Here is a 25813-nt window from a genome sequence, read left to right as displayed (position 1 = left end):
CAAGGCACCATCCCCAAACCTTCCATGCAGATGGGCGTCCGAGGGCATGCTCTGTAACTACATCATTCCATCACGCCTCAACACAGGAAACCTCCAATCGATCTTGACCGAGCGGAATACTCAGTGTGACTGTCTTGTCCGCGTCGCCCGTTTTATACGCAACCTCGACCCCCCGAGGGGCGGCACTAGTTAGGCAGCTCACCCCTTCCGATAAAGTCGCACCTGCGACTTGATTGCCAATACCATGAACAAATATAAGACCGACCTTTTCTGTTGTCACAGTTCTCATCTTAATCGATCCAAGCAGCGCAACATGGCGTTTCGCTCTTGTTCCAGATTTCGGGGGAAGGCGCCAAGGATCGCTTGGCGCCTTCCCCCGGATAGGCTGTCTAGCTCTGGTCAGTCGCCGCCAAGCGCTCTAGAGATCTTGGCGTTAGCAGAGTCAACTTCATCGTCGATGCATCCAGCGTAGATTCTCAACAGAACATCAGCGCTGTGCCCCGCGCGACGGGCAACTTCGGGGATCGGAACACCCGAATTAAGCCAAAGAGTTACTCCCCCATGTCGAAGGTCATAGGGACGCCGGCCGAGTGGACTCTTCACCAGGGCTGGAGTGAGCGCATACCCGCGGGCCTCGGCCCACACTGCGTTATAAGCCGTCTGGCTGTAACGACCGCCCGTGGCAGTCCCAAATAAGCGCCCGCCCGGCCCAAGTCCAAAACGTTCGATATGCGTCCGCAAGAGCTGTACCAGCATCGGGGGGATGGGTACGGCGCGCACTTCCTTCCGGGCACGCCATTTGAGACCGCGCAACTCATTTGTAGATCCGTCATCCGTCCAAGCTGTCCCGGCCTCCGGTTCAGATCGGGCCAGGGTTACTAAACCCCATCCCTGCTCCGGAAGCACGAAGTCATCCTGGACCACGGCCAGGGCCTCACTGGGCCGAGTCGCGGCGTAGTACATCAGGCCAAAGAACGCAACCAGCTTTGGGCCACGATCTCGGCCAACATAAGAGACCCCCATAAGGCACTCGGCGAACTGCGCCGGGGACAGAACAACTCGCCGGTCTACTTCGTCTGCGACCTTGGCAACCTTCCATTGCACCGTACCTACCGGGTTCACCGAGAGGTGCCCCAGTTCGACCGCATAGCCGAAAAAATTGTGCAGTACGGCCCTCTTTCGGCGCGTCGTCGCGGCTGCGGCCGGGCTCCCGTCCATCTTGGAAGCACAGGCGTCCAACGCAATCCGTACGAGTGCCGGCCGCTGGCTCACATCGTCAAGCGCGTCAATTGGCAGCGCGTTTCGGGCCAACCACGCTAGCGCCTCAGCGCTGTCATCTGGTTTCTCTTGATCGCGCCTTGGCGGGTTGAAAGCCGCGTTGATGAGGGCCTTCCGGAGCGTGTCGGCAGCGGGAGGGTTGGCTGCATTGGGCTTTACCAGGACGGGGAGCACCGTCGCCAGGGCTTGCGCGGTGCCCCGTCGTGTTTTGCCCGCCGCGGTCGGCCACTTGAGAGTGGTGTAGGCAAGAGCCAAGTCGTAAACGCTGATTGTCTCCCGTGTCTCCATCATGGACGCGGGTAAGCCGGATTCGACGTCAAATCCCTCTCCCCTGCGGGTCGCTTGGATCAAGTCGGACCGGAAACTCTCGGCCAGGCCGCGGGTCTTGAACGAGCGCCGCTTGAATCGGCCGGCCAATCGCCAGCGCACCGAGTAGGGCTTGCCCCGGTCCTTCCGGATGTCCAGCGGGTAGATGTCTACTCGATAGGTGATCACGCAGCCTCCTCAAGCGTTTTGAGCCAGGTAGCCAGGACGGAACGGCGGACGCGCAGCTCTCGGTTGGGCAGTCGGACGCACTGCGGGCCGGTGCCGAGTTCGCGCCAGCGTTGCCAGGTACGGCGGGGGATTCGGAGTTCGGCCAGGACTTCGGCGACAGTCAGAAGGTCGGTTGGCTTCGGCGTCATTGGCTCTCCCATCCGAGGTCAGGCGCAGTTCGGGTGCGTGTGCGATCCGTCGTCGTAGGTGAGCGGCTGACGGCAGCGGATGCAGGTCGGCCCCGTTTTGGGAGGGGTAGCCGTACCAGCCGTCCCAACGTCGTTTTGGCTGGTCAGGCCCGGGACGGCTTGTTGGGGTGGTACGGCTTGAGCCGTACCGGGCAGCTCACCCTGGTCGTGCCCGTGCTCGGGGTGAAGCCGTACCACCGAGTGCAGGCGTACCCGCTCTGAACTGGGGCTTTGAGGCTGGGACGGCTGGGACGCCTTCTCGGGGTGCCCCTCATCCGGGGCCGTTTCGGGGGTGGGTGGGCAGTAGCGGGACCAGGCGTCGGTGAAGTCCTCGCGGCGGTAGCCCTTGGCCTGGCCCTCGGTGAAGCGGTAGGTGCCGGGGCGGATGTCGTACTCGGCCAGGAGCTTGCCGAGCTTCATTGCCGTCACTCCGTCGCCGCGCGGGCCGAGGGTGGCCCAGGGTGCCTCCGGGTCGGCGCATAGGCGCTGGATCAGGACGCCGGTCGGCAAGGCCGGAGCGTTGCCGAACGCGGCCTGGCAGTCACGCAGGAGCCGCACCGACAGCGGTTCCTCGCTCACGGCGTCCCGTTCGCCGGTCAGCATCACGCAGGCAGCTCGGGCGCGCTGGGGCCAGTGCCCACCGGCCAGGTCGGCGATCGCCACCAGGGGTTCCCAGGTGTCGGCGGCCCGGTCCTCTACCGGCATGTCCGGCTCGGCGGCCTCCAGCTCGGCCGCGTGTGCTCTTACCCAGGTGTGTAGCTCCCCGGCGATCCGGCGCAGGTTTGGGCCGTCCCGACGCTCCCGGTACGGGGCGACCGTCTCACCCGGTGCGCGCCGACGCATACGGATCACGGCAGCCCGGTCCTCGATCGTGTCGGGCATGGCTCCAATGCCGGCCAGCGCAGCCATTGCGAAGGTGGGGATCTTCTCCACCTGGCCCTTGGCAGCGTCGTACCGGATCGTGGGGCGGTTGCGCTGGTGTCCGGCGTTCAGCAGGCCGCGCAGGTCCTCGTTCGCACCTTGGGCGGCCGGGCCGAAGATCGTGTCTGCTTCGTCGAGCAGGATCGTTGGCGGTTCATCCGAACCGATCGAACGGTAAACCGCTGGGGGTGAGGCGTTCACGGTGATCAGCGGGTTCCAACAGGTGGCTTCCACGATGTCCAGGAGCCGAGACTTCCCGCAGCGCTTCTCCGGTGCGCGGATCACCAGCCGGGCGGCGTGTGCCCAGCTCGGTTGGGCGTGAGTGGCGGCGATCCACAGGACGACGGCATCGGTGGCCTGGTCGGACGGGAGGACGACGTAGCGGGCCAGGATCGCCCGCAGACGGTCCAGCAGCTCGGCTCCGGGGTTGGTGTTGGGTCGGGCGTTCACGCAGCCTCCTGGTTGCGGTTGATGGCGCGGATCTTCCGGGGTTCGGCAGGGTGGGTTTGCTCAGCGATGCGGGCGAGAGTTCGACCGAGCTGGGAGACGACGGCGTTTAGGGCATCGTGAAGCTCACCGAGAGGACCGGATGCCAGGTGGGCCAGTAGCCGGGCCTGGTCGTACGTTTCGCGGCGTAGCCGGGCCTCTAGGACCGCGATGCGGTGAGGTCGGCAGCCCTCGGGCATCGTGCACATTGCGCTCAGGCAGTTGTGGACGACGATTCCCCAGGGCTCGGCGGCCAAAGGTCTGATGCCGTGCTGACGTTCCAGAGTTGCGATCACCAGTGAGGGTTCGGGGACCTGGCCGTGGGCGACCAGGGTGTGAATGGCGGTCAGCACCGCGCCGTGCTGCGGGCTGTGGAAGTCGGCGGGCTCCAGGTCGTCAAGCGCAGTTCCGGCGCGATGGGGGTGGGCCAGGGCGACGCCAAGGACCACCAGTTCGCTCGGGCTCATCCCGGGACGGCTACGGCGGCTCATCGGCGCGGCCTCGGGTCGCCGGGCAGGGATCGCCGTTGCTCTCGGGCCAGGTACTCGTACACGCGCCGGCCGAGCCGCACCCGGCGCCCGGTTCCGGCGCAATGGCGACAGAGGCGGTGGCCGGCCCCGAACGGGTTGTGATGCTTGCCCGAGCCGTGGCAGCGGCGGCAACTGGCGAACGGGAACGCCGAGCAGGCCAGCAGATAGTACGTTCCGTAACCGAGGGCGGCGAGGACGGCTAGCGCGATGGGGCTGTGCACTTTTGGCCTCCACAGGCTGGTTTTGGGCGTGACGGGGTAGGCGCCGCTAGGAACTAGGGCGCAGATCAGGGGTGGAATGGGGTGCTAGCGGTGCCGCTAGGTCTAGCGGGCGGTAGTGCTAGACCTAGCGGCCTTCCGCAGCCCGTTTCAGGGCTGGGTTGCTACTTACTGGCGTCACGCTTGGTGATCGCCTTGAGGATGTCGGGGCGCTTTAGACCGCGACGGTTCGCCCCCTCTCCGGTCTCGGCATCGGTGCCCCAGACCTGGCGAGTGACGACGCCGTAGGGCTTGAGCGCTGCGGTGAGCTGTTCCTTCGTGAGCTGGGGGTAGACGTCCGGCCGCAGCTCGACCAGGCGCTCGGCTACGACCTCGGACCAGGCGTTCGGGGCGGACTCAGGTAGTACGGCAGCGATGTCGTCGAGCAGGGTGTCTCGCCGGATCGCCTCGGTGTTGAGGTTCTGGCCGAGGGCGTAGCCGGTGAGAGTGCCGGCCTTTTCCCGCATGGCGCGCGCTCGGGTGATGATCTGCTCGGCGGCCGGGCCGTCGATGTAGTGGGTACGGGTGATGGTCGGGTCGTCGCCTTCACCGGCCAGGTAGCCGATGCCCCGGTCCCGGCGAGAGAACATCGTCGCGGCGATTCCGGCGGCGTGCATGGAGTCACCGAGCACCATGTCGTTTTCGCGCCATCCCATGACCTTGAGACAGAACCGCAACACGGCGTTCGCCGAGATGCCGGTCGGGATGCTCTTAGCGTCGGGCCGCTGCGTGGCCAGGATCAGGGTGATGCCGGCCGCTGGTCCTCGCTTCACCAGGTCGGTGCAGATTTCCTCGAACTCTGCGCCGTACTGGGCGTGTTCGAACCAGACCTGACACTCGTCCACACCGCAGACGATCGGTTCCAGGCCAAGCGACTTCCGGTCGGCCAGGTCGGGCGTCACCTTGTTCTCGGGGCAGATGTCGCGGGGAAGATCCCGGATCACCTTGGTCCGGCGACGCAGCTCGGTCCGGAGCTCTCGCATGGCGGCAAGGCCGTAGGCGATGTCCTCATCCTCATCGCCCGCCCGGTAGCGGTGGGCCACCGGCTCGGTGGTGGACAGGTCGCCCGTGCCCTTGAGGTCGAACGCCAGCACCTTCGCCCGAGGGTCCAGGCACGCGGCCAGCAGCACCAGGCGCAGCGTGAACGTCTTACCCATCCGAGGAATCGAACCGATGATCATTGAGGCGAACATCAGGGTCAGGCTCACGACCTGGCCGCGCGGGTCGGTACCGATGATGACGGGCTTAAACAGATCCACGCGTCCCGACTTGAGCAGCGGCCAGGCAACCTGCCGGGCCTTGGACATGTCCCGATCAGCGACGAACAGCACCAGCCGTCCGGGGTGGATATCGGCGTTGACCTCGGGCCAGACGCACCCGAGCGGACGGGCCAGGGCAGCGGCCAACTCTTCCCGCTTGGCCACGACCTCGGAGGCCAGGACACCGGGCGGGAGGGTGATGTCGGCCCGCCATCCGGTGCCGTTCTCGCGGACGATCGGGGCAGCGAACCAGCCGCGCCCGGTGTCCCCTTCTCGGAGCGCCTTGTCGATGCCGACGATCCGCAGGCGGCCCAGAGCCTCGACCACCTGATCCGAGGTCAACGGCGTCACCGTGGTCCGGACAACGGCGGTGTCCAGCAGCGGCCGGTCAGCCGGTGCGCCGTAGGTCCCGAGAGCCAGCACGGCCAGGGCCAGGGTGGTCCAGACGATCCAGGCCGGAAGGATCAGAGCCGCGATCAGCACGGCCAGGCAGAGGCCGGCCACCATCGCCGAGACCATCGACCGCCAACGGACGCGCCGGTCGCGTTGGGCCGACAGACGTTCGTAGGTGCGTGCTTCGTCCGGTCGGGAGACGGCGGCCCGCACGATGGACTGACGAACGGGTTCGCCCTCCATGTCGAACCACCAACGGGAGTAGACGCCGACCAGGCGGGCTGCACCGCGCGGTGCCCGCACCGCGATCCGCGCTCCGTACTTGGGCACCCGGATGCCGTGATAGGCGACCGTGTGACCGGCCAGACCAGCGGCCCAAGCCGCGTTCGATCCGAACTCAGCCCGCGACCGAACCCAGGACGGGACGATCGGGCGACGCTCCGCGTCCCTCATTCCAGCCAGCGACCACCCGGGACGCTTCTGCGCCTCTGGACTGTCCACCAACTCAGCGCCAGGGCCGGTTCCGGCCGGGACGATCGTCCCCTCGATTGCCTCATCGGTGTCCGGGTCGATGTCCGCCTCGGTGTCCGGGCTGTTGTCCGGTCGCGTGTCCGCCTGGTTGTCCGGTCGAGTGTCCGGCGTCGCGTTTCGCGCTCGGGCGGCGGCCAGGTCCACAACCTCGGCGTCCTGGCCTCGGTCGTTGTTCTTGTCGCGGTCGTTGTTGGGAGGTGTGCCGTACTCGGGGGTGGCGCTCATCCGTGCTTTCCCCTTCCGAGGGTGTTCAGCGGTCCCGGGGTGGCGGCCCGCCCGATTCAGGGCAGGGCGGGCCGCAGTGCGGTTGGCTCAGGCGGCCAGGTCGGTCTGTTCCTCTGCGGCGGGAGCGGTGAAGTAGCGGCGCGCGGTCCGCTCGGTGACGCCGACGCGCTGGGCGATCCGGGCGACAGTCCAGTCCGGGTGCCGCTCCCGCAGCGCGATCGCCTTCTCGGCGTTGGTGCGCGCACCGCTACGGGGTCGGTTCCGTTTGGCCGGCCGATTGGGGACGTTCGCCTCGGCAACGCTGGTCGGCTCACCTTGGGCGGTTTCGAGCAGAGCGATACGCGGTGCAGGGGTCGGCAGCGCCTCAGCCGATGCCAGTGCCTCGGCGGTCCCGGCGATCACCTCGGCGGACCAGTCAGGATGACGCTCCCGTAGCGCGTTGACCACCACGGCCCGCTCAGTCCTGGCCTCGGCGTCGTCCTGGTCGAACTCCTCGTCCTCGTCCTGGTCCGCGGCCTGGTCGGCAACGGCAGCCGCAGGAACCTCGGCGACCAGGTGAGCCAGGGCCGCGCCCATCCCGAGCACGGCGACAGGTAGGCAGGCGACCAGGGCAGTGATCGGCCAAGGCGCCCGTTCGATCCCTGCGGCAGCCATCAGGTGGTAAGCCACCTGACCAGCGGCACCTAGGACCAAGGAACCGATGGACGAGGCGCACGCGAACCGACGCGCCCGCTCGGTCACGTCGAGCGCCAGCCAGACGTACATGGCATACGCGGCGTAGGTCTCAACGCCAATGGGAAGCGTGATCGCCGTGTCGATCGTGGCCTCATCCCAGATGCCCGGCAGTGGAGACACCGGGCCGAACCCGGTCAGGCGCCCCAACTCAACCCACCCGGACCAGATCGCCACGAACGCCGGAAGCGCAAGCAGCAGAACCGGCCAAGCTCGGCGCGACTTGTCCTCACGAACCTCAGTGGTGGTGCTCATGCCCGGCGCTCCGATCCGTCGTCCGGCGTGATGGTCTTGAGGTGCGCCGACACCCGGCGCATGTCGCTAAGCCCGTTGTCCAGTGCCTCGATCCGAGCAGCAGCCCGCAGGATCGCTCCGGACAGGGCCTCGACTGCGGCGGCCGTGTCGCCGTCCTCGTTGTGGCCGAGGCGTCCGGCCTTCTCTTGCGCGTACAGCCATCGCTGAATCTGCGAAAGCGACTGCGTCATGCCGTCAACCGCCGTCGAGAGGTGGCCGATCACGGCGTCCACCTCGTACGCCTCGCGGTATCCGTTGGCCTCACGCGTCGAGTGATTCAGGCTCCAGATCGCCTCGGCGGCCTGATAGGCGTACTCATCCGGACGCTTCTTGCGGGTGCCCATCAGCAGCTCACCCCCGTGTTCTTGGCCAGCAGCAGCCCGTCCGGCCGGCCGGTGTCGATGCCCTGCTGAATTGACCCGTTGAAGCACCGGGACTCGACCACCCGGTAGACCGGGCGATCCGTCTTATCGGCCTGGTCGCCGGTCACGGCCCGCAGCGTGAGCGTGATCGGGATAGCGGTGATCACCGCCGCGAGGAGACCAGCGCCAATCCGACACAGGGCCGGTGAGGCGTGACGGGACGTTGAACTGCGGATATGCGCGCTGACTGAACTCACGCCGCACCGCCAAGTGGTCCACCGTTGAGCCACTCCCCCGGCTCACCCGCCATCAGGCGCCGCAGCTCGGTTGCGCCAGTTACGGCCTGGTCCAGACGACGGCGGCCCAGCTCCGAGGCGTCGTCATCGGTCATGGCCAACGCGATCTCGGCATCGACCACGGCGATTTCCGCTGCGATCAGAGGCCACTCGGCCTCGATCTGGCGCAGCTCGGCCCGGCTCGGCCCGTTCAGCGATCGCCAGGAATGCATCACGTTCCCCTTCCGTTGCAACTGGCTTAAGCCACTAACTGGCTTGAGCCAGTTATAGCGACACGTGTGCTAGCACGTCAACAAGTGGCTTGAGCCAGATCGCCTAGACTCCCGATCACGGGACCGAACGGAGAGGTCAGAGACCCATGAGCACGCAGCGCGAACAGCCCCCGAGTCGTCGCATCGCCGAGACTCTGCGCCGGGCCATCGCGGATGGCACCTACGAAGAGGGCGCCAAGCTGCCCTCGGAACGTGTGCTGGCCTCCAACTACGGCGCGGCCCGCAACACCGCCCGCGAGGCAATCAACATCCTGGCCACCGAGGGCCTGGTCGATGTCCGGCACGGCTCGGGCGCCTACGTCCGCAAGCAAGTCCGGATGATCCGGCTCGGGGCAGAGCGGTACAGCGAACGGACGCGTCGGGAGACCGGGCTTTCACCGTTCCGGGCCGAGGCGCTCAAGCAGGGCAAGACCGTCCGGGTGGACGTGCCGGACATCAGCCGCACCGTTCCGCCGGCCATCGTGGCCGAGCGCCTGGCCGTCGATCCGCACACCGAGTCCGTGGTCCAGCGGGTGAACCACTACTACGCCGATGACGTGCCCGTTCAGATCGGGATCACGTACATCCCCTGGTCGATCGCCGAGGGTTCAGTCCTGGCCACCGACGCCAAGACCGGCACCGGAAGCATCTACGCCCGCTTCGCCGAGCTCGGCCACCAGATCACCCGCGTCCGCGAGGAAATCTCCGCCCGGATGCCCCGACCCGACGAAGCCGCGATCCTGCGCACTCCCCCCGGCGTCCCCGTCCTCGATGTCGTCCACACCGGCATCGATCAGGACGGAAAGCCCTTCGAGGTAACCAACTTCATCATGCGTTCCGACCTGACCGGGCTCGACTACTCAATGGCTGTAGAGGACTGATCACGCGACATGGCAGACACCAAGACCACCTCCCGTATCCGCCCCCGCACCGCCGAAGACCTTCCCGGCCTCGGCGACCTCCTGGTCCGCGTTCACGAGCTGGACGGCTACCCCGTCGAAGGCGTCGCCGACCCGATCGCCTGGCTCAAGTCCGATAACGAGCTGGCCGCGCTGGTCGCGGACAAGGACGGCCAGGTCGTCGGGCACGTCATGCTCAGCTACCCCACCGAGGCCGACGCCGCAGCCACCGAGTGGTCACGCCGCGAGGGCCAGCCAATGGATGCGATCGCCGTCCTCGGCCGCCTCTTCATCTCCCCCGAGGCGCGCGGCGAAGCTCTCGGCGCCCGGCTCACCGACTCGGCCACCGAGATCGCCCGCAAGCTCGGCCGGCGCGCCGTCCTGGACGTCATGGCCAAGGACAAAGCCGCGATCCGCACCTACGAAAAGCTCGGATGGGAACGCATCGCCGAGGTCGAACACACCTTCGGCGACGGGCAGAGCACCCCGGCCTACGCCTACGTCTCCCCGCTGGAGTAACCCTCAGACTCCCCTGGTCGCCGTCCTCCAACGGGGGTAGGCCGGCGAGGCGCGCAGGGGAAACGTCGTCGTCCGGAGCCAGGCTGCTACCTGGCTCCGGACGGCGACCAGCAAGCAGGGCAGCCCGCACCGGCTCGCAACCAACCGGACTGCCCGACCAGCCGCCCCCACCGTGCCGGTGAACACGGGGTCCTGGCACCGTGGGGGCAACCATCGTGACGCGCTGACATCCCTCCGTCGAGTCGCGTCACGGCAAAAGGCTCCGGCCGCGTCCACAGCGCTGATGGCTTACCAGCGCCAGGGCGCGGCCGGAGCCGAGCGTAGTATTGATTCTCAAGCGGCCAGTCGACCTGGACCAGGCTTACTTAGCGGCGGACCGGGTGCAACCGATTGTATATTGCAACTCTAAACCATTCGCTTTCAGCGATTACCACCCCCGCGGAGACAGCCACGACCCTAACCAGGTGAATCCCGGTGTACGAAGCCCTTTCATGAGCCACTCTTGGGTTAGGCGATTCCTCCCCGTTCAGCATTTTTGCCTTATAAAATTCACCTCGAAGGCCGTTTTCACTCTGAGCATGGCTTCCAGTGTTAGCTACCTGCCACCACAGATCCAGGTTTAGTGCATTGTCCACTAGCGCGGTAAATCGCAACTCATACCCAGAAAGAACGATTGTCCGCCCGCTTATTATTTTTTTCCAGCGACTAATACGCTGCGGTCGGCGGGCTTGCGCTGATATGGACAGCCCGATGGAAGTATTGATTTGCCGATCCCATCCCCGTTGTCCAGGGAGCAGAGCATGGCTGGCGTCGGCCTGCGCGATCCCGACATCCTCCGGACGAGGAATTGGGAAGTCCTCTCCGAGCAGCTCGCGCCACCGATAGGCGGCCACGACCTCGTCTTCGACGCTTACGGCCTCGGCAGATAAGGAAGCAGCTTCCCGCAATTCTCTCACGAAATCGCGGAAGTCTTCAGAGGACCACCGTTGCGTCAAGTTTTCGGATGGCAGTACAGGATTGTTAACTGCCGGTGGCTCATCCAAGTCTTGAAGGTCAGCGAGCATTTGATCGAAGATGCGGGCGAGACGGAGATCGTCCTGCTCCTCCTCGGACATGTACATCGAAATTAAAACTTGAAGAACTATGGATTTGACCGCTGTCCGAACAGATTGCTGTTCATCTCGCCATCGTTTGAGAATTTTTACGGTACGGGCGAAAAGGGGGCCTTGAAGCCGGACCCACTCAGTATATTCAAGCGGCGCAGTAGCATGCCAACCTTCATCCCGCCGCGGCGCATCGAGATAGGCAACTTCATCATCACTTGACCGTACTGGCACCACGTCGACATGAAACTTTCCAACAGCATCTTCCGCATACTCTAGCCTTACACAAGGCTTCTTAGCTCTTATCCGTGGTTTGTAATTCCCGCTTTCAGACAGGTGGTTTTCGAGCACGTCTAGAGCATTCTCGGGTGACACCTGCGGCGGAACGCAGTAACACACCACGTCCACATCATATTCACCGTCAGGGACGGGGACGACCGCAGTCCCATTTGCATAAGACCCTTGCAGGAAAAAATGTTTCTCAGGAAGCTTATACGCGCTGCTCAAATACTTCTGCAGCGTAGTCCAAGCGGATTCGATCCGATCGACCTGTGTTTGCTTTAGCGTGATGGAGTCTACAAAAGAATCGAACTCACTTTTTAGTGACACTGAGTTTACCCCCTGTTGCGATACCAAAGACCAGCTCGCTTAAGCGGCCTGATTGACAGATGCGCCCGAACGTCCCGCAGAAAGCACTCAGTGAGATCATCAACATTCGGGTGCGCGTCATCGGGACGTGCGTTACCCGGTACAGCGCGAGCGTCTTCTTCCCACGCCTGCCTAATCGGCTCCTCTGTCCGCGTTTTCACTCCGCGAGTGAGCTTTTCGTAACTCCGCGATAGAGACTTAGATTCAGCGCCAATCCATGCGTGGTAAAAGTCAAGACACTCCTGTGCCTCGTGGAATTTATTTATAAGTTCCCGTGCCCCTTCATCACTGGAGGGCCTACGCCTTACACGATAAAGCAATTCTTTCCATGCAAGAGCCGCCTTGACCGCTTCTCCGTACAACTTTCGTCGACGATCGCGGCCATTCGCAAGCTGTGTAACGGATACCGTGAATAGCGCCACACATAAGGCTCCGCCCACCGAAATGGCTGCGACCAACAGTGCCCGCTCATTCTCGCTCACGAGCGTACTTTAGCGCATGGGCGCCAATACTGTTGGTGTTTGACCAATCCTCAAAATACACCGGAAATTATTAATATAACCGACAAGTGACGGATAATTGAGCGCGGTCAGCAAGAGGCCTCCCGACAAAAGGGGGTCGCTCCCCGACCAGTAGGTATAAGTCTGGTGGCCTCTCGGTGGTCGCTTGCCCCCCGCTTGCCCCGACACGCCTGGTCTTCCTTATCCTGGCAGGTCCTTACCACATTGACGAATGGTTTCGTAATGAGCAGGTCGTCGGTTCGAGTCCGACAGGTGGCTCCGGTCCAGAACACACCACAGCGCCCTCATCCAGCACCACCGGATGAGGGCGTCGTCGTGTCCACAGCGGAAGATCCCTTACGATCCCTTCGGCCCCGGTAGCTCAATCAGGTAGAGCTCCTAGCTGCTTGCGGGTGGTTACGCGTTCAAATCGCGTCCGGGGCCACCACCGCAGGCAACCCCAGCACCCGCTGATGCTCCTGCCGATACCGCCCCGGCGACACCCCGAACTCCCGCCGGAAAGCATTGGCGAAGGCGAACTCCGACGAGTAACCCACCTGTGATGCGATTGTGGCCAGGGGCGCCGGGGTGTCGCAGAGCAGCCGGGCGCCCCTGGTCAGGCGCTGCGCGGTCAGGTAGGCCATCGGCGAGCGGCCGGTCTCGGCGGCGAAGCGGCGGCTGAAGGCGGTGCGGGACAGGCCGGCCCGGTCGCTGAGTTGCTGCACCGTCCACGGGGACTGGGGATTCTCGTGGATGGCCCTCAGCACCTGGCCCACCTGAGCGTCGGCCACCTCGAAGTCGGCCGGTTCGGCGCTCTGTGAACGCCAGGCCCGCAGGGTGTGCACCGCGATCAGGTCGATCAGGGCGGTGCGGGTCACGCTGGTGCCGGCCTGCTCATCGGAAAGGTCCTGCAGCAGAACCGAGATCAGGGCGGACAGTTCCGGGGCCCGGGACGACGCGGCGACGATCACGTCGGGCAGGTCGCGCAGGAAGTGGTGCACCTGCCCTCGCCCCAGACGATAGGCGCCGCAGACGAATTCGACGTCGAAGCGGCCTCCGGGCGGGGCCTGCGGGCCCATCTCGAGCAGGGGCACCTCGCGCAGGGGGCGGCGTTCCCGGCTGACCGCGTGCTCAACGCCGCTCGGGACCAGCACGACGTCGCCGCGTTCCAGGAGCACGCAGCCGCCGTTCGCCGTCAGCAGCCACGCGGAGCCGGAGACCACGGCATGGAAGCCGAGGCCCTCGAAGCTATCGAACCGGGCGCCCCAGCCGGCCCCGGAGCCGCCGAACCAGCGGGCGCCGGCCTCACCCACCCGGGCCCCGGCCATTGCCGCGCTGACCTGATCCATGCCATAAGTCTACGAAGCCGCCCGATCATCCCCGAAGCGCTCGGCCGCCAGGTAGGGGTTGAGGTGCGGGTGACGGCTGCCCACGGCCACGTCGCGCCAGAACCGCTGAAGGGCGTTGCTGGTGGCGAAGCCGCTGGTCCCGTGCAGGTCGAGCATCAGTTCCAGGGCCTGGCGGCAGTCCCGGCCGGCAGCCGACATCTCGGCGCTGATCCGGGGTCCGTCCGCCGGCGTCAGATCACCCGAGTCGACCTCGGCGGCCAGGGCGAGCAGAGCACGCTCGGCGCGCAGGGTCGTCCGGGTGGCCTCCCCCAGCCAGTGACGGGCGCCGGGTGACTCGGCCATCCGGGTATACGTCGACATGTAGGGCTTGCGGTCCGAGGCGAACATTCCGTCGATCAGGTCGAGAGCCCCACGGGTGGCCCCCACGACCGGTGCGAGGGCGGTGAGCCCGTAGAACGTGAAGTCGGCCTGGGGGCCGGGCAGGGAAACCGGGAAGACCCATTCGTCCGGCACCACAACCCCTTCGGCCACCGCGGTGTGGCTGCCCGTACCCCGCATACCCGCGACGTCCCAAGTGTGCTCGATCTTCAGGTCCGACACCGGGAGCAGGGCCAGCGAGAACCGGTCGCCGTCCATCACCCCCACTGCCGCCCACACCGAGTCCTCGCAGCCGGAAAGGCTCTTCCAGGATCCGCTCACCCGGGTCCCGTCCGGGCCCCGTTCCACCCGCCCCGACGGCACCCCGGTGCCGCAGGCCTGGGCGTGCGGGTCGGCAGCGAAGGCCGGCGGCAGATCATCACCCAGGCTCGTCACCACAAGCGTCTTGGCCACCGCCGAGGTACCCACGTTCCAGCTGGTCGACGGGCAGGCGCGCCCCAGTTCGGCCAGCCGGCGCACCGTGGTGGTGGCGTCGGCCCAGGTGCCGCCGTGCTTCACCGGCATCCGCAGGGCGAAGTCCCCGGCGTTGCGCACCGCTTCCAGGCTGGGAGCCGCCGGTCGTCCCTGCTTCTCGGTCTGCGCGGCGTTCGCGGAAAGAATCTCGATCACCTGGACGACTCAATCACCGGCTCCCGGCGGTGGTGAATACGCCGGACAACCGCGTACATACGCGTTCGTGCACCCGGCGGAACTGTTGACTGCTTGTCACCGCGAGTGAACGTCGATCAGACTCGCCCCGTGCAGATCACCGCAGCCCAGGTGCTGGCCTGGCGACTGAAACGCCAGTTCCTCAGCCCGCGCACCAGCGCGGACGTGGAGGAGGTCGTGGCCCGGCTCTGCGGGGTGCAGATGCAGGTGACCTCGGCTGCGCACACCACGATCGCCTCCCGGCAGAAGAAGCCCGACACCAGCGGGGTGGCCACCGGTCTGGAACGTGGTTCGCTGATCAAGACCTGGGCGATGCGCGGCACGCTGCACCTGTGTCGGGCCGATCGGGTGGCCGGCTGTCTCGCGCTGGTCGCCGAGGCCCGGAGCTGGACGAAACCGAGCTGGCAGAAGACCTTCGGAGCTTCTCCGGCCGACATCGACCGGCTCACCGAGGCCGTCGGCGAGATCCTGCAGGGCACCGCCCTCACCCGCGAGGAGCTGGTCACCGAACTGTTGCGGCACAAAGAGTTCAAGAAGATTGAGGACGAGTTGCGCTCCGGCTGGGGTGCTTTGCTCAAACCCCTGGCCTGGCGTGGCGCTCTGTGCCACGGCGAGACCCGGGGCAACCGGATCACCTTCACCACTCCCTCCACCGTGGTTCCCGAATGGCCCGGGCTGCCGACCGCGGAAGCCGCCGCGCCCGACGTCATCAGTAGTTATCTCAGCGCCTACGGCCCGGCGACCCCCGAGACGTTCGATGCCTGGCTCACCCGTGGGGTCTCGAAGAAACCCGCACTGCGAAGCTGGTTCGCCTCCCTGCGGGAAGAACTCACCGAGGTAGAGGTGGACGGGCAGAAGGCTCTGATCCGGTCCGAGCACGTAGACGAACTGGCCGCCACCAAACCCAGCCGCGACGTCCATCTGCTCGGCCCCTTCGACGCCTACGTGCTGGGCGCCGGAACCAAAGACGTCTGGATGCTGCCCAGCGAGCATCGCGCGTTGGTGAGTAAGGCGGCGGGCTGGATCGCCCCGGTGATTCTGTCCGGCGGGCGGATCGTGGGCACCTGGGAGCTTGAGAACGGCGACGTCAGCACCGACTTCTTCCCAGGAGAGAAGGCGCTCCCCTCGAAGGCCTGGTCGGCGGAGGTCAGAAGAGCGACACCACGGGGACCCTCCTGACCGGCACAAACCAGGAAGGGTCGAATAGGCTCATCCGGTCGCGGTGGCCCGGCCGCGAGGGGGATTGACCGCAGGAGTTGCAGATGGCCGAGGACCGGACGATAGGCCAGCTCGTGGCCCAGGCGAGCGAGGACCTCTCCGCGCTCGTCCGCTACGAGGTGGCGCTGGCGAAGGCCGAGATCAAGGACGACGTCAAGCGCGGCGCGGTGGCCTCCGGCATGTTCGCGGCGGCGGGCGTGCTGGCCTTCCTGGGCGTGATCACGATGGTCATCACCGTGGGCTACGCGCTGGTGGGCTTCGGACTGCCGGAATGGCTGGCCTTCCTGATCGTCACGCTGGGTCTGCTGCTGATCGCGGGTCTGCTCGGGTTCATCGGGTTCCTCCAGGTGAAGAAGATCAAGCCGCCCGAGCGCGCGATCGCCTCGACCAAGCAGACGCTCGCGGCGGTCAAGGGCAGCGTTCGCTCGTGACCCGGGCCTGACCGGTGAAGATCCGCCGGAACCGGTCCACCACCACCGACGTCCAGCAGCCGGAGCGGGCTGAGACCCCGCGCCCGGCCCTGGAGCCGGCCGGCGCGCTGTACGCAGACTCTGCCGACACGCTGATCCGTGGCCCCTGGAAGCACCGGTTCATCGCTGCCAACGGCTCGCGCTTCCACGTCGCCGAAATGGGTGATGGGCCGCTCGTGCTGCTGCTGCACGGCTTTCCGCAGTTCTGGTGGAGCTGGCGGCACCAGCTGCCCGCTCTAGCCGACGCCGGGTACCGGGCCGTTGCGATGGATCTGCGTGGCTACGGGTCGTCGGACAAGCCTCCCCGCGGCTACGACACGATGACGTCGGCGACCGATGTGTCCGGGGTGATCAAAGCCCTCGGGGAGACCGAAGCGGTGATCGTGGGGCAGGACTGGGGAGGCTGGCTGGCCTGGTCGATGCCCGGTCTGGCGCCGCAGCAGACCCGGGCCGTGGCCGCGTTGTCGATGGCGCACCCCCTGGTGATGCGGCGGGCGCTGGCCCGCGACGCCCGTCAACGCCGGGCCTGGCGGCGGGTGCTGGAGTTCCAGCTGCCGATGCGCCCGGAGCGCTGGCTGACCCGGCAGGACCTGGTCGCGGAACTACTGGGCGAGTGGTCGGGCTCGGGCAGCGCGTTCCCCGACGAGGAATGCCTGGACGTATATCGCCGGGCCATACGGGTGCCGTTCGTGGCGCACAGCTCGATGGAGTACTACCGATGGGCGCTGCGTTCGCTGCCCCGTCGCGACGGCCGACGCTTCTCAACGGCGCTCGAGGAACCGATTTCCGTGCCCCTGCTCAGCCTGCACGGTGAAGAGGATCCGTTCGTGCTGCTGCCCAGCGTTCTTGCCTCGCACCGCCAGGTGAGTGGCCCGCTGCGGTTCGAATCAGTCCCCCGGGCCGGCCACTTCCTGCCTGAAGAGGCACCCGAGCACGTCACTCGCGTGCTGTTGGAATGGTTGAAGAGCCTTTAGTACTCCAGCGACACTTCGTTATGTAACGTTCCGCATGGTATTGACTACTGCGCGTGCGGGCGGTGTGTGGTGGTAAACAAGGTGCGGCCACCGGTTGATGATCTTGGGTTGTGTGGACTCAAAAAGATCGCGTGGTGGCCGCGGGCCATAGCGTAGACCCTGACCGATGGCTGACGGAAGCCGATCGTCTGCTGGGCCGAGTGGCCGGGCATGTGGGTCGGGTGGAGCCGCGTAAGCGGCTGCGGCAGTTCGTGTTCGCGATGATGGCGCCGTTGCCGAGGGTGAACTGCTGGAGCATCGCCGAGCATGCGGGCGAGGCGTGTCCGCGAGGAATGCAGCGGTTCCTGTCGCAGGCGGCCTGGGACCAGGACGCCGTCCTGGACGAGGTCCGGGACTGGGTCGCCGAACACCTGGGCCAGACCGATGCCACGCTGGTCATCGACGAGACCGGCGATCAGAAGAAGGGCACGGCCACCGTCGGAACTCAGCGGCAGTACTCCGGGACCACCGGCCGGATTGAGAACTGCCAGGTCGCGGTCTATCTGACCTACACATCCAACGCCGGTCACGCCCTGATCGGGCGCAGCCTTTACCTGCCGCAGTCCTGGACCGATGACCCCGAACGGATGCGTGCGGCCGGCGTCCCGGACGAGATCGTTTTCGCGACCAAGCCAGCTCTGGCCAGGCAGCTGATCGGCCAGACCCTGGATGCGGGCGTCCCGGCCGGCTCGGTCACCGGGGACGAGGTCTACGGAAACGACCCCGAGCTGCGAAAGGCCCTGCACGAGCGCGGAATCACTTACGTCCTGGCCGTGGCGAAGACTCACTCGATCGCCACCGGGATCGGCACCCGCAAGGCAGTCGAATTGGCGGTGCGTCTGAAACCTGATGCCTGGAATCGTCTCTCCGCGGGGAAAGGCGCCAAGGGCGAACGCTGGTACGACTGGGCTGTCGTTGAGACCACCGATCCCGCCGCCGGCCAGGCCGGGCACCACGTGCTGCTGATCCGCCGTAACCGCAAGAACGGCGAGTACGCCTTCTACCGGGCCTGGACGCCCGCACCGGTCCCGGTCAGGGCCCTGGTCAGGATCGCCGGACGCCGGTGGACGATCGAGGAATCCTTCGCCGCGAGCAAGGAACTGGCCGCTCTCGATGAGCACCAGGTCCGGGCCTGGACCTCCTGGCAGCGCTGGACGGCCCTGGCGATCCTGACCCATGCATTTCTCTCGGTCATGGCCGCCACCGAACCCGTCCCCGACCCGGCCAGCGGTCTGATCCGCCTGACCCGCAACGAACTTCGTAGAATCCTGACCCTGGCCATCCAGCCCGTTCACGACGTCGTCCACGCCCTGCACTGGTCGAACTGGAGACGAACTCACCAGGCCAGAGCCCACCAAAGTCACGTCCGTAGACAACTCGCTACCGAGAGCACATGATCACGAAGTGTCGCTGGAGTATTAGGACGGGTGGCCGGCTCGGCTTCTGGGGGCTGTCGGCAGGGCCTGCTCAGCCCTGCGCACACTCCCCGCTGTCGACCCGTTTCGACTGCCCTGCGCCGGCCTCGATGGTCTCGCGGGCCTCGTCCATGGTGAGGGCGTAGCCGGTGTTCGGGTCGTCGAGCGACTTGGCGAACACCACGCCCACCACGTTGCCGGCCGGGTCGAGCACCGGGCCACCGGAGTTGCCCGGCCGCACCTTCACGTAGAGCGAGTACACCTCACGGATCGCGCCCTCGTTGCCGTAGATGTCTTCTCCGCTGGCCCGGACGATCGAGCGGACGCGGGCCGGGGACACCTTGAACGGGCCGTCGTTGGGGAAGCCGACCACCACTGCGTCGTCACCCCGCTCCAGGTCGCCGGTGAGCTGCAGCGGCTCGACCGGCAGTTTCGGCACCGCCAGCACGGCCAGGTCGCGGACCGGGTCGAAGGCGACCACCCGCGCCCGGTAACGCTTGCCCTCGCCGCCGACCTGCACCCGGGGCTCGTCGACCCCAGCCACCACGTGGGCGTTGGTGACCACGCGCTGCGGGGCGATGACGGCGCCGCTGCCCTCCTGGCCGCGGCCGCAACTGTTGGCCTCACCAGTGATCTTGACGACCGCCCGCCGGGCCTTGCTCACCGCCTCGCTCTGGGTCAGCGCCTGGTCGGGGGCCTCGACCGGGGCGATGTCCTCCGGCTCGACCCCGGCGAACACCCGCGGGAAGTTGCTCGAGCCGACGGCCTCGCGGAACCGGTCGGCCACGCCCACCAGACCGGTGGGCACCAGATCGTCGATGGTGGCGATGACCTTGGACTCGGCCACCGTGCGGGAGAGCTGCTCGGAGGGGCCGCCCCGGACCGCCCCGGCCACGAACCACAGCACCAGGGCCACCGCCAGCACCCCGGCGCCGGCCCCGACGATGTGGTCGGCCAGGGCCACCGGGCCCTCGGGCACGGCCTGCCGGATGCGCCCGCCGATCATGGCCCCGATGAACTGCCCGGCCCAGGCCGTGAAGATGACCGCGAGCAGGGTGATGATCGAGCGGCGGGTGCCCTGCTCGAGCCCGGAGACCAACTGCGGCACGAAGAACATGGCCAGCAGCGCCCCGCCGACGAAACCGCCGAGCGAGAGCAGGCCGACCACCAGGCCCTGGCGGAAGCCGGAGATGGCGTACCCGAGCATGATCAGCACCAGGATGATGTCGATCATGGTACGTCCACCTCGTCCTGGCCGGCCGCGTCCTGCGAACTCAGGCCCTGTTGCTCGGAAAGATCCCTGCGAAGTTCCTGACGCGAGGGTAGGCGCACCTGTTGCTCGGGAACCTCAAGTATCCGGGTGGGGTTCCACGGGCGTTCCAGACCGGCCAGCTGCAGCGCCCAGCTCAGCACCGCCGCGGTGAAGCCCCAGATGAACAGGCCGGAGGCCTCGAAGCCGGGACCGGCCTGGCGGCCCCGGTAGCCGACCACGAACCGGTTGGCCGGATCGGTGAGCTCGGCCAGCGGCACCCGCACCACGCGCTCGACCTCACCCGGGTCGCCCGGGCGCAGCGGGCCCGGCTCGGGCCACCAGGCGATCACCGGGGTGACCCGGAAGTTGGTGACGTTGAGATAGAGCTCGGAGCACTCGGCCCGGACCAGTACCCCGGCCGGATCGACTCCCGCCTCCTCGTGCGCCTCACGCAGCGCGGCCGCAGCCGGCCCGGCATCGGTGGGATCGACCCGGCCGCCGGGGAAGGCGACCTGCCCGGCGTGCGCGCGCAGGGTGGCCGCCCGCTGGGTGAGCAGCACATCGGGACCGCGCTCGCCCGGGGCGAAGAGCACCAGCACCGCCGAGTGCCGGGCGTCGGGCGCGGGGGCCAGAGGATTGTCGAAGGCCGAGCTCTGCCCGGGTCTGGCCACGGCCTCGGCGAGCCGGTCGAGCCAGGACGGAGGGGCCTGAGGGCTCACGCGGGAACCGCGCCGAAGGCGGAGTCGCGCAGCAGCTTGGCCGCCTTCACCGGATCGGTCTCGCCGATGCCGTAGGAGGGGCACAGCGCCGAGACCGGGCAGGCCCCGCAGGCCGCCTTACGGGCGTGACAGGTGCGGCGGCCGTGGAAGATCAGCCGGTGGGACAGCATCGTCCAGTCCTTCTTCGGGAACAGGGCGGCGATCTCGTGCTCGACCTGGACCGGGTCTTCCGAGGCGGTCCAGCCGAAGCGCCGGGCCAGCCGGCCGAAGTGCGTGTCGACGGTGATGCCGGGGACACCGAAGGCGTTGCCCAGCACCACGTTGGCGGTCTTGCGGCCGACCCCGGGCAGCTTGACCAGTTCTTCCAGCCGGCCGGGGACCTCACCGTCGTGCTCCTCGACCAGGCGGGCACCGAGCTTCAGCAGCGAGTCGGTCTTGGCCCGGAAGAAGCCGGTGGGCCGGATGATCTCTTCCATCTCGGCCCGGTCGGCGGCGGCGTAGTCGGCGGCGGTGCGGTAGCGGGCGAACAGCGCCGGGGTGGTCAGGTTGACCCGTTTGTCGGTGCTCTGCGCCGACAGGATCGTGGCCACCAGAAGCTCGAGCGGGCTGGTGAAGTCGAGTTCGCAGTGCGCGTCCGGATAGCGCTCGGTGAGCAGCCGGTGGATCTTGCGCGCCCGGCGGGTGAGCGCGACCGGACTCTCGACGGCCACGGCCTTCTGCCCGTTTCGCTGCCCCTTGCCCATCGTCACCCGGCCAGCGTACGCGCCACCACCGACAAACCGTGTCTTCGCCCGGCGGGCCCGGCCGGTCCGCGCGGCCTGATCGCTACTCACCGGTCGGGTCTCGCCACCCGGATGGTCGAGACCGGCATCTTCGCAGGTCATCCTGCATACCCGAAGCGGCTGCGGCCGAGGTCCGCCGGGAGTGTGAGCGGGCGGTGCCCGGCTCAAGCGCCGTCGCGCCACCGACGAACACTCAGGCGTACCGCCGGGGCGATCATCCGGTCGCCGAAGTCCCGGTCCCGCACCGTACCGCCGCGCCTCTGCGTTCGTTCCGCAGCCGCCCGGGGAGAGGAGAGAAGGTGGCCCTGGGCCTGACCGATCCACTCACCGCCCTGTCGTTCTCGGCGATGCCGCTGGAGCAGCTCACCGAGTACCACCGGGCCCTGGTGGCCGCCCGGCGGGACGTCGACCACTGGCGGCGGCTGATCCTCGCCCGGATCGACCTGGCCGTCGCCTCCGTCGCCGACCTGGACGAGCCGCTCACCCCGCCCGGTCTCTACGGGACCGTCTGCGACCCGCCGGCCGACCTGCGCCGGCTGATCGGGATCGCCCCCACCGACGTGCGGGCCGGCGAGGGCGGTCTGCTGATCCGGCTGCGCGGCGCCCTCGAGGAACTCAGCCGCTACGAGAAGATGCTGGAGGCGGTCACCGCCGAGGCGGCGAGCATGCTCGCCCACCGGACCGGAGCCCTGGCCTGAGTTCTCCGGTGGACCCGAAGTGGACCCGAAGTGGACCCGATTCCACAGCTCACACGGCTTTCCGCCATGATGGGGGGAACATTCCCCGGTGGTGGCACCGAACTGTCGCGCCCTCCGGCCAACCGGCCACGGAGCGCATCGGTGACGCACTTTGGGTGACCGTTCTTCGGCCCCAGGTGTAAGCGCGGCCTGGGGGTGCGGCAAACTGCGTGCTGGTGGGGCATGATGCCTCACTGATGAGGCCGTCCGGTACCGGACGGCGTGTGAGGAGGAACAGGTGGACGACGACGTCGTTCGTCAGGCGCCACTGTTCGCAGCGCTCGACGACGAAGCCGCCGCAGCGCTGCGGGCCACGATGGCGCCCACCGACGTCGCCCGCGGCCAGGTGCTCTTCCACGAGGGCGATCCCGGCGACCGGCTGTACGTCCTGGTCGAGGGCAAGATCAAGCTCGGGCGGGCCTCCGGCGACGGACGCGAGAACCTGCTGGCCGTCCTGGGCCCCGGCGAGATGTTCGGTGAGCTTTCCCTGTTCGATCCCGGCCCGCGCAACGCCACCGCCACCGCGGTGGCGGACACGTCGCTGATCGGCCTCGGGAACGACGACCTGGTCACCTGGCTGACCGGCCGCCCGGACGTGGCCCGCCAGCTGCTGCGGGCCCTGGCCCGGCGGTTGCGGCGGACCAACGAGAACCTCGCCGACCTGGTGTTCTCGGACGTGCCGGGGCGGGTGGCCAAGGCGCTGCTGGATCTTTCCGAGCGGTTCGGCCGGCCCACCGACGACGGCCTGCGGGTGGCTCACGACCTGACTCAGGAGGAACTGGCCCAGCTGGTCGGCGCCTCCCGGGAGACGGTGAACAAGGCCCTGGCCGACTTCGCCTCGCGTGGCTGGCTGCGCCTGGAGGCGCGAGCCGTGGTGCTGATCGACGTGGAGCGGATGCGGCGCCGCGCGCGCTGAACCCGGCTCTGACGATGCCCGCCCGGTGCTGACACCGGGCGGGCATCGTCGCGTTTGCCGCAGGTCACCGACCGAGGATCCGCCGCCAGCCCCGCGGCTGCTCCGGGTCCGGCACACCCAGGTATTCGAGCTGGGCCCGCACGCTCAGCTCAGCGGCCGGGCGGACGGCGCGCGGCACGTCGGCATAGACCACCTTGACCACTTCGCGCGCGGTGCGGGCGCCCGCCTGGACCGCGGTCCGCACCTGCTCCAGGCGTTCGCGGCGGTGCTTCAGGTAGTGGTCGACCACCAGGCCGGGCTGTCCCAGCACCGGACCGTGCCCGGGCAACAGGTGCGTCAGCTCGGCCGAGCCGGACAGCTCGCCCAGCCGTTCCAGCGACGCCAGGTAGGAGTAGAGCCGGCCGTCGGGGTGGGCGACCACGGTGGTGCCCCGGCCCAGGATCGTGTCTCCGGTGAGCAGCATCCGGCTCTGCGGCACCAGGAACGACAGGGAGTCGGTGGTGTGCCCCGGGGTGGCGACGACCTCCAGCCGTAGCCCCTCCGCCTGGATCACGTCACCGTCCTGCAGCCCTTCGCCGCCGTAGCGGTGGGCCGGGTCGAGCGCCCGCACCGGAGCCGAGGTGAGCTGCGCGAATGTCCGCGCCGCGGCGCTGTGGTCGGAGTGGCCGTGGGTGAGCAGGGTCTGCACGACCTCGACCCCCCGCGCCCGGACCGCCTCGAGCACCGCCCTCAGGTGCATCTCGTTGTCCGGCCCGGGGTCCACCACCACCGCCTCGGCCGAACCCGGCGCCGAAAGGATCCAGGTATTGGTCCCGTCCAGCGTCATCGGGCCGGGATTACCGGCAAGAACGCAGAATGCCTCCTCGCCCACCGCCCCGCCGAGCCATGGTTGACTGCCGGGATCGGCGGGTGCGCCCGACGCGGGATTCGGGCCGGTCGTGTCGTCCGGGGTATTCGGCACACCGGAATGCTAAGGGCGCCGGACCCTCCCGAAGTTGAAGCGCACTAGGTGCGTAATTGCACAGTCGGCTGATATTCGCTGCACCTTGGGTGAATGCCCATTCGGCCAAAGGCAGTACGGTGGTCACTGTAAGCGATCGACTCTTTGACGGGGCGTCAATGAGCGCTTGACTACATTGCGGGCGGACGGCGCTCTGCCCGCCGACACGGGGATGACGATGGGGGCGCAGGACACTTTCACGATCGAGGAGTTGGCCACGGCGGCCGGTATGACCCCGCGAAATGTGCGGGCCTACCGGACCAAGGGACTACTCGCCCCACCGACTCGGGTGGGCCGCACGTCCCGTTATCAGGAGTCCCATCTACGCCGGCTGCGCGACATCCGGCAACTACGGGACGCCGGGCTGCCCCTCAAAATGATCATCGATGCCGCTGCGCGGGGTGAGGACCTGGGGCCCACGGGAGCCCTGTGGCAGGCCGCCGGACCGACAGCGGTCGAACGGGGAAGAAGACGGCTGGACGGGGAGACCGTCGGCGCGTTGTCCGGCGGGGGTTCGGTGCTGGTCGACGCACAGGCCTACGAGCTGATGCGAACGCTGCGCGAGGCCGGGGTGCCCACCTCCACGGTGCTCAGGCTGGCCCTACGGGCGGCCGATGCCGGGCGTCAACTGGCCCAGGAGATCAGCGCGGTGCTCACCGAGGCCACTCCCCGCCAGTCCCCCGAACCGGCGCCGAACCTGCCGGACCTGCCTGATCTGGCGGTGCTGAACGGTGGTTCGGCCGACGTGATCGACCTGGCCACCACCATCACCCGGGGCGTTCTGAGCAGCAGCAACGGCCTGGCCCACCCCTGATCGGGTCAAGGCCGACGACGCCGGTCCACGGCGCCGTCGGCCTGGCCGGCCCGGTCAGGGCCGGACGGCAATGATCATCTCTACTTCGACCGGGGCCCCCAGCGGCAGCGTGCTCACGCCGACGGCGCTGCGCGCGTGCTGCCCGGCCGGGCCGAAGACCTCACCCAGGAACTCGCTGGCCCCGTTGATCACCAGCGGCTGCCCGGTGAAGGCGGAGTCGCTGGCCACGAAGCCGGTGACCTTGACGATCCGCCGGATCCGGTCCAGGTCACCGATCACCGACCGGACCGCGGCCAGCGCGTTCAGCGCGCAGACCCGGGCCAGGCCGTTCGCCTCCGACGGGCTGACCAGCCCGTCACCACCACCGCTGCCCACCCGGCCGGTGAGCGGCAGGGCGCCGTCCACCATCGGCAGCTGCCCCGACACGTACACGTAGTCGCCGTCCAGCACCGCCGGGTGGTACGCCGCCACCGGCGCCGCCACCTGGGGCAGCGTGTAGCCGAGTTCGGTGAGCCGCGCCTCGATCCGTCCAGTCATCGCCTCTACCTGTCTCAGTCTCGGGGGCGCTTCAGATAGGCAACCGGGTTCCCACCCTGGGGGCCGGGCACGACCGTGACCAGTTCCCAGCCGTCCTCACCCCACTGATCCAAGATCTGCTTGGTGGCATGAATGAGCAAAGGCACCGTCGCGTACTCCCACTTGACCATGCCCGTGAGCCTATCCATCAGGCGAGTTGGAGTGCAGCCCTGCCTCTGGTAGGCGATGCCAGATTGTCACCGGATCGACGCAGGAGGGGAAGTCCCTCGCCACGTCGCCCTGCGTCCGCCCGGGCTGCT

The 25813-nt window shown here is 67.6% G+C and carries 26 protein-coding genes, 1 tRNA gene and 1 pseudogene; 10 read left to right on the top strand and 18 right to left on the bottom strand.

Features of this window, described 5'->3' with window-relative positions:
• Positions 1-399: 399 nt before the first annotated feature.
• The 9 genes and pseudogenes from QSK18_RS05925 to QSK18_RS05890 form a co-directional block, all read right to left on the bottom strand.
• Complete coding sequence (locus QSK18_RS05925; RefSeq protein WP_285616999.1) at positions 400-1773, bottom strand: tyrosine-type recombinase/integrase; 1374 nt, start codon at positions 1771-1773, stop codon at positions 400-402.
• Complete coding sequence (locus QSK18_RS35855) at positions 1770-1961, bottom strand: helix-turn-helix transcriptional regulator (RefSeq protein WP_352396469.1); 192 nt, start codon at positions 1959-1961, stop codon at positions 1770-1772. Before QSK18_RS35855 ends, QSK18_RS05925 begins: the two co-directional genes overlap by 4 nt.
• Positions 1962-1979: 18 nt before the next feature.
• Positions 1980-3371 carry a DUF3631 domain-containing protein gene (locus tag QSK18_RS05920; RefSeq protein WP_285616997.1) on the bottom strand — a complete coding sequence of 464 codons (1392 nt, stop codon included), beginning with the start codon at positions 3369-3371 and terminating at the stop codon, positions 1980-1982.
• Entirely contained in the window at positions 3368-3898 is a 531-nt protein-coding gene (locus tag QSK18_RS05915) for a DnaB-like helicase N-terminal domain-containing protein (protein WP_285616995.1), read from the bottom strand. The genes QSK18_RS05920 and QSK18_RS05915 overlap by 4 nt, the downstream gene beginning before the upstream one ends.
• Before the next feature lie 421 nt (positions 3899-4319).
• Positions 4320-6602 carry a hypothetical protein gene (locus QSK18_RS05910; RefSeq protein ID WP_285616992.1) on the bottom strand — a complete coding sequence of 761 codons (2283 nt, stop codon included), beginning with the start codon at positions 6600-6602 and terminating at the stop codon, positions 4320-4322.
• Between the two features lie 549 nt (positions 6603-7151).
• Positions 7152-7550: pseudogene (locus tag QSK18_RS35850) on the bottom strand (ABC transporter permease); the annotation flags it as partial.
• 35 nt (positions 7551-7585) lie between these two features.
• On the bottom strand, positions 7586-7972 hold the full coding sequence (locus QSK18_RS05900) for a hypothetical protein (protein WP_285616988.1): 387 nt from the start codon (positions 7970-7972) through the stop codon (positions 7586-7588).
• Positions 7972-8157: a hypothetical protein gene (locus QSK18_RS05895; RefSeq protein WP_285616986.1), complete on the bottom strand. Its 186-nt coding sequence runs from the start codon at positions 8155-8157 to the stop codon at positions 7972-7974. The genes QSK18_RS05900 and QSK18_RS05895 overlap by 1 nt, the downstream gene beginning before the upstream one ends.
• Before the next feature lie 86 nt (positions 8158-8243).
• A complete protein-coding gene (locus QSK18_RS05890) occupies positions 8244-8498 on the bottom strand; it encodes a DUF6284 family protein (RefSeq protein ID WP_285616984.1) in 255 nt (84 codons plus the stop codon).
• Between the two features lie 146 nt (positions 8499-8644).
• Between QSK18_RS05890 and QSK18_RS05885 the strand changes: the two genes are divergently transcribed.
• A complete protein-coding gene (locus tag QSK18_RS05885; protein ID WP_285616982.1) occupies positions 8645-9418 on the top strand; it encodes a GntR family transcriptional regulator in 774 nt (257 codons plus the stop codon).
• A 9-nt stretch (positions 9419-9427) separates the two neighbouring features.
• Positions 9428-9955 carry a GNAT family N-acetyltransferase gene (locus tag QSK18_RS05880; RefSeq protein WP_285616980.1) on the top strand — a complete coding sequence of 176 codons (528 nt, stop codon included), beginning with the start codon at positions 9428-9430 and terminating at the stop codon, positions 9953-9955.
• A 365-nt stretch (positions 9956-10320) separates the two neighbouring features.
• Here the strand turns inward: QSK18_RS05880 and QSK18_RS05875 are convergent, their stop codons facing one another.
• Positions 10321-11667: an SMODS domain-containing nucleotidyltransferase gene (locus tag QSK18_RS05875; RefSeq protein WP_285616978.1), complete on the bottom strand. Its 1347-nt coding sequence runs from the start codon at positions 11665-11667 to the stop codon at positions 10321-10323.
• A gap of 910 nt (positions 11668-12577) precedes the next feature.
• Here QSK18_RS05875 and QSK18_RS05870 point away from each other — a divergent pair.
• Positions 12578-12650 (top strand) — tRNA-Lys (locus QSK18_RS05870).
• On the opposite strand, the gene QSK18_RS05865 is transcribed toward QSK18_RS05870, so the two are convergent.
• Both QSK18_RS05865 and QSK18_RS05860 read right to left on the bottom strand, forming a co-directional pair.
• Positions 12632-13555 carry an AraC family transcriptional regulator gene (locus tag QSK18_RS05865; protein ID WP_285616976.1) on the bottom strand — a complete coding sequence of 308 codons (924 nt, stop codon included), beginning with the start codon at positions 13553-13555 and terminating at the stop codon, positions 12632-12634. The genes QSK18_RS05870 and QSK18_RS05865 overlap by 19 nt on opposite strands.
• A gap of 9 nt (positions 13556-13564) precedes the next feature.
• Positions 13565-14602 carry an acyl-CoA dehydrogenase family protein gene (locus QSK18_RS05860; RefSeq protein WP_285616974.1) on the bottom strand — a complete coding sequence of 346 codons (1038 nt, stop codon included), beginning with the start codon at positions 14600-14602 and terminating at the stop codon, positions 13565-13567.
• A gap of 129 nt (positions 14603-14731) precedes the next feature.
• Here QSK18_RS05860 and QSK18_RS05855 point away from each other — a divergent pair, with 129 nt between their 5' ends.
• The 4 genes from QSK18_RS05855 (at position 14732) to QSK18_RS05840 (ending at position 18739) form a co-directional block, all read left to right on the top strand.
• A complete protein-coding gene (locus QSK18_RS05855; RefSeq protein WP_232810315.1) occupies positions 14732-15820 on the top strand; it encodes a winged helix DNA-binding domain-containing protein in 1089 nt (362 codons plus the stop codon).
• Between the two features lie 83 nt (positions 15821-15903).
• On the top strand, positions 15904-16290 hold the full coding sequence (locus QSK18_RS05850; RefSeq protein WP_285616971.1) for a phage holin family protein: 387 nt from the start codon (positions 15904-15906) through the stop codon (positions 16288-16290).
• A 14-nt stretch (positions 16291-16304) separates the two neighbouring features.
• On the top strand, positions 16305-17303 hold the full coding sequence (locus QSK18_RS05845) for an alpha/beta fold hydrolase (RefSeq protein WP_285616969.1): 999 nt from the start codon (positions 16305-16307) through the stop codon (positions 17301-17303).
• A 191-nt stretch (positions 17304-17494) separates the two neighbouring features.
• Complete coding sequence (locus QSK18_RS05840; RefSeq protein ID WP_285617856.1) at positions 17495-18739, top strand: IS701 family transposase; 1245 nt, start codon at positions 17495-17497, stop codon at positions 18737-18739.
• Between the two features lie 70 nt (positions 18740-18809).
• Here the strand turns inward: QSK18_RS05840 and QSK18_RS05835 are convergent, their stop codons facing one another.
• From QSK18_RS05835 to nth, 3 genes are read right to left on the bottom strand one after another with little or no spacing between them, the layout of a single operon-like run.
• Positions 18810-19991, bottom strand: a complete 1182-nt coding sequence (locus tag QSK18_RS05835; RefSeq protein WP_232810318.1) for a MarP family serine protease — start codon at positions 19989-19991, stop codon at positions 18810-18812.
• Positions 19988-20728 (bottom strand): NUDIX hydrolase, encoded by a 741-nt coding sequence (locus tag QSK18_RS05830; protein WP_232810319.1) that lies wholly within the window; start codon positions 20726-20728, stop codon positions 19988-19990. The genes QSK18_RS05835 and QSK18_RS05830 overlap by 4 nt, the downstream gene beginning before the upstream one ends.
• Positions 20725-21471 (bottom strand): endonuclease III, encoded by a 747-nt coding sequence (gene nth, locus QSK18_RS05825; RefSeq protein WP_232810441.1) that lies wholly within the window; start codon positions 21469-21471, stop codon positions 20725-20727. The genes QSK18_RS05830 and nth overlap by 4 nt, the downstream gene beginning before the upstream one ends.
• Before the next feature lie 338 nt (positions 21472-21809).
• On the opposite strand from nth, the gene QSK18_RS05820 reads away from it, so the two are divergent.
• Positions 21810-22208: a hypothetical protein gene (locus QSK18_RS05820; protein WP_285616966.1), complete on the top strand. Its 399-nt coding sequence runs from the start codon at positions 21810-21812 to the stop codon at positions 22206-22208.
• 277 nt (positions 22209-22485) lie between these two features.
• Positions 22486-23163, top strand: coding sequence for a Crp/Fnr family transcriptional regulator (locus QSK18_RS05815; RefSeq protein WP_232810321.1), 678 nt, complete (start codon positions 22486-22488; stop codon positions 23161-23163).
• 64 nt (positions 23164-23227) lie between these two features.
• Here QSK18_RS05815 and QSK18_RS05810 read toward each other — a convergent pair whose 3' ends face one another.
• Positions 23228-24124, bottom strand: a complete 897-nt coding sequence (locus QSK18_RS05810; RefSeq protein WP_285616963.1) for an MBL fold metallo-hydrolase — start codon at positions 24122-24124, stop codon at positions 23228-23230.
• 166 nt (positions 24125-24290) lie between these two features.
• Here QSK18_RS05810 and QSK18_RS05805 point away from each other — a divergent pair, with 166 nt between their 5' ends.
• A complete protein-coding gene (locus QSK18_RS05805; protein ID WP_285616961.1) occupies positions 24291-24977 on the top strand; it encodes a MerR family transcriptional regulator in 687 nt (228 codons plus the stop codon).
• A 54-nt stretch (positions 24978-25031) separates the two neighbouring features.
• On the opposite strand, the gene QSK18_RS05800 is transcribed toward QSK18_RS05805, so the two are convergent.
• Positions 25032-25514: a RidA family protein gene (locus QSK18_RS05800; RefSeq protein WP_232810324.1), complete on the bottom strand. Its 483-nt coding sequence runs from the start codon at positions 25512-25514 to the stop codon at positions 25032-25034.
• A gap of 14 nt (positions 25515-25528) precedes the next feature.
• The gene (gene sp36, locus QSK18_RS05795) at positions 25529-25684 is read right to left on the bottom strand and encodes a Sp36 family protein (protein WP_232810325.1); all 156 of its coding nucleotides are present in this window, start codon (positions 25682-25684) and stop codon (positions 25529-25531) included.
• Between the last annotated feature and the right edge of the window lie 129 nt (positions 25685-25813).

This window comes from Kineosporia sp. NBRC 101677 (assembly GCF_030269265.1).
Taxonomy (GTDB): domain Bacteria; phylum Actinomycetota; class Actinomycetes; order Actinomycetales; family Kineosporiaceae; genus Kineosporia; species Kineosporia rhizophila.
The sequence above is the reverse complement of the archived record's forward strand: the minus strand, read 5'-3'. Positions and strand labels throughout refer to the sequence as shown.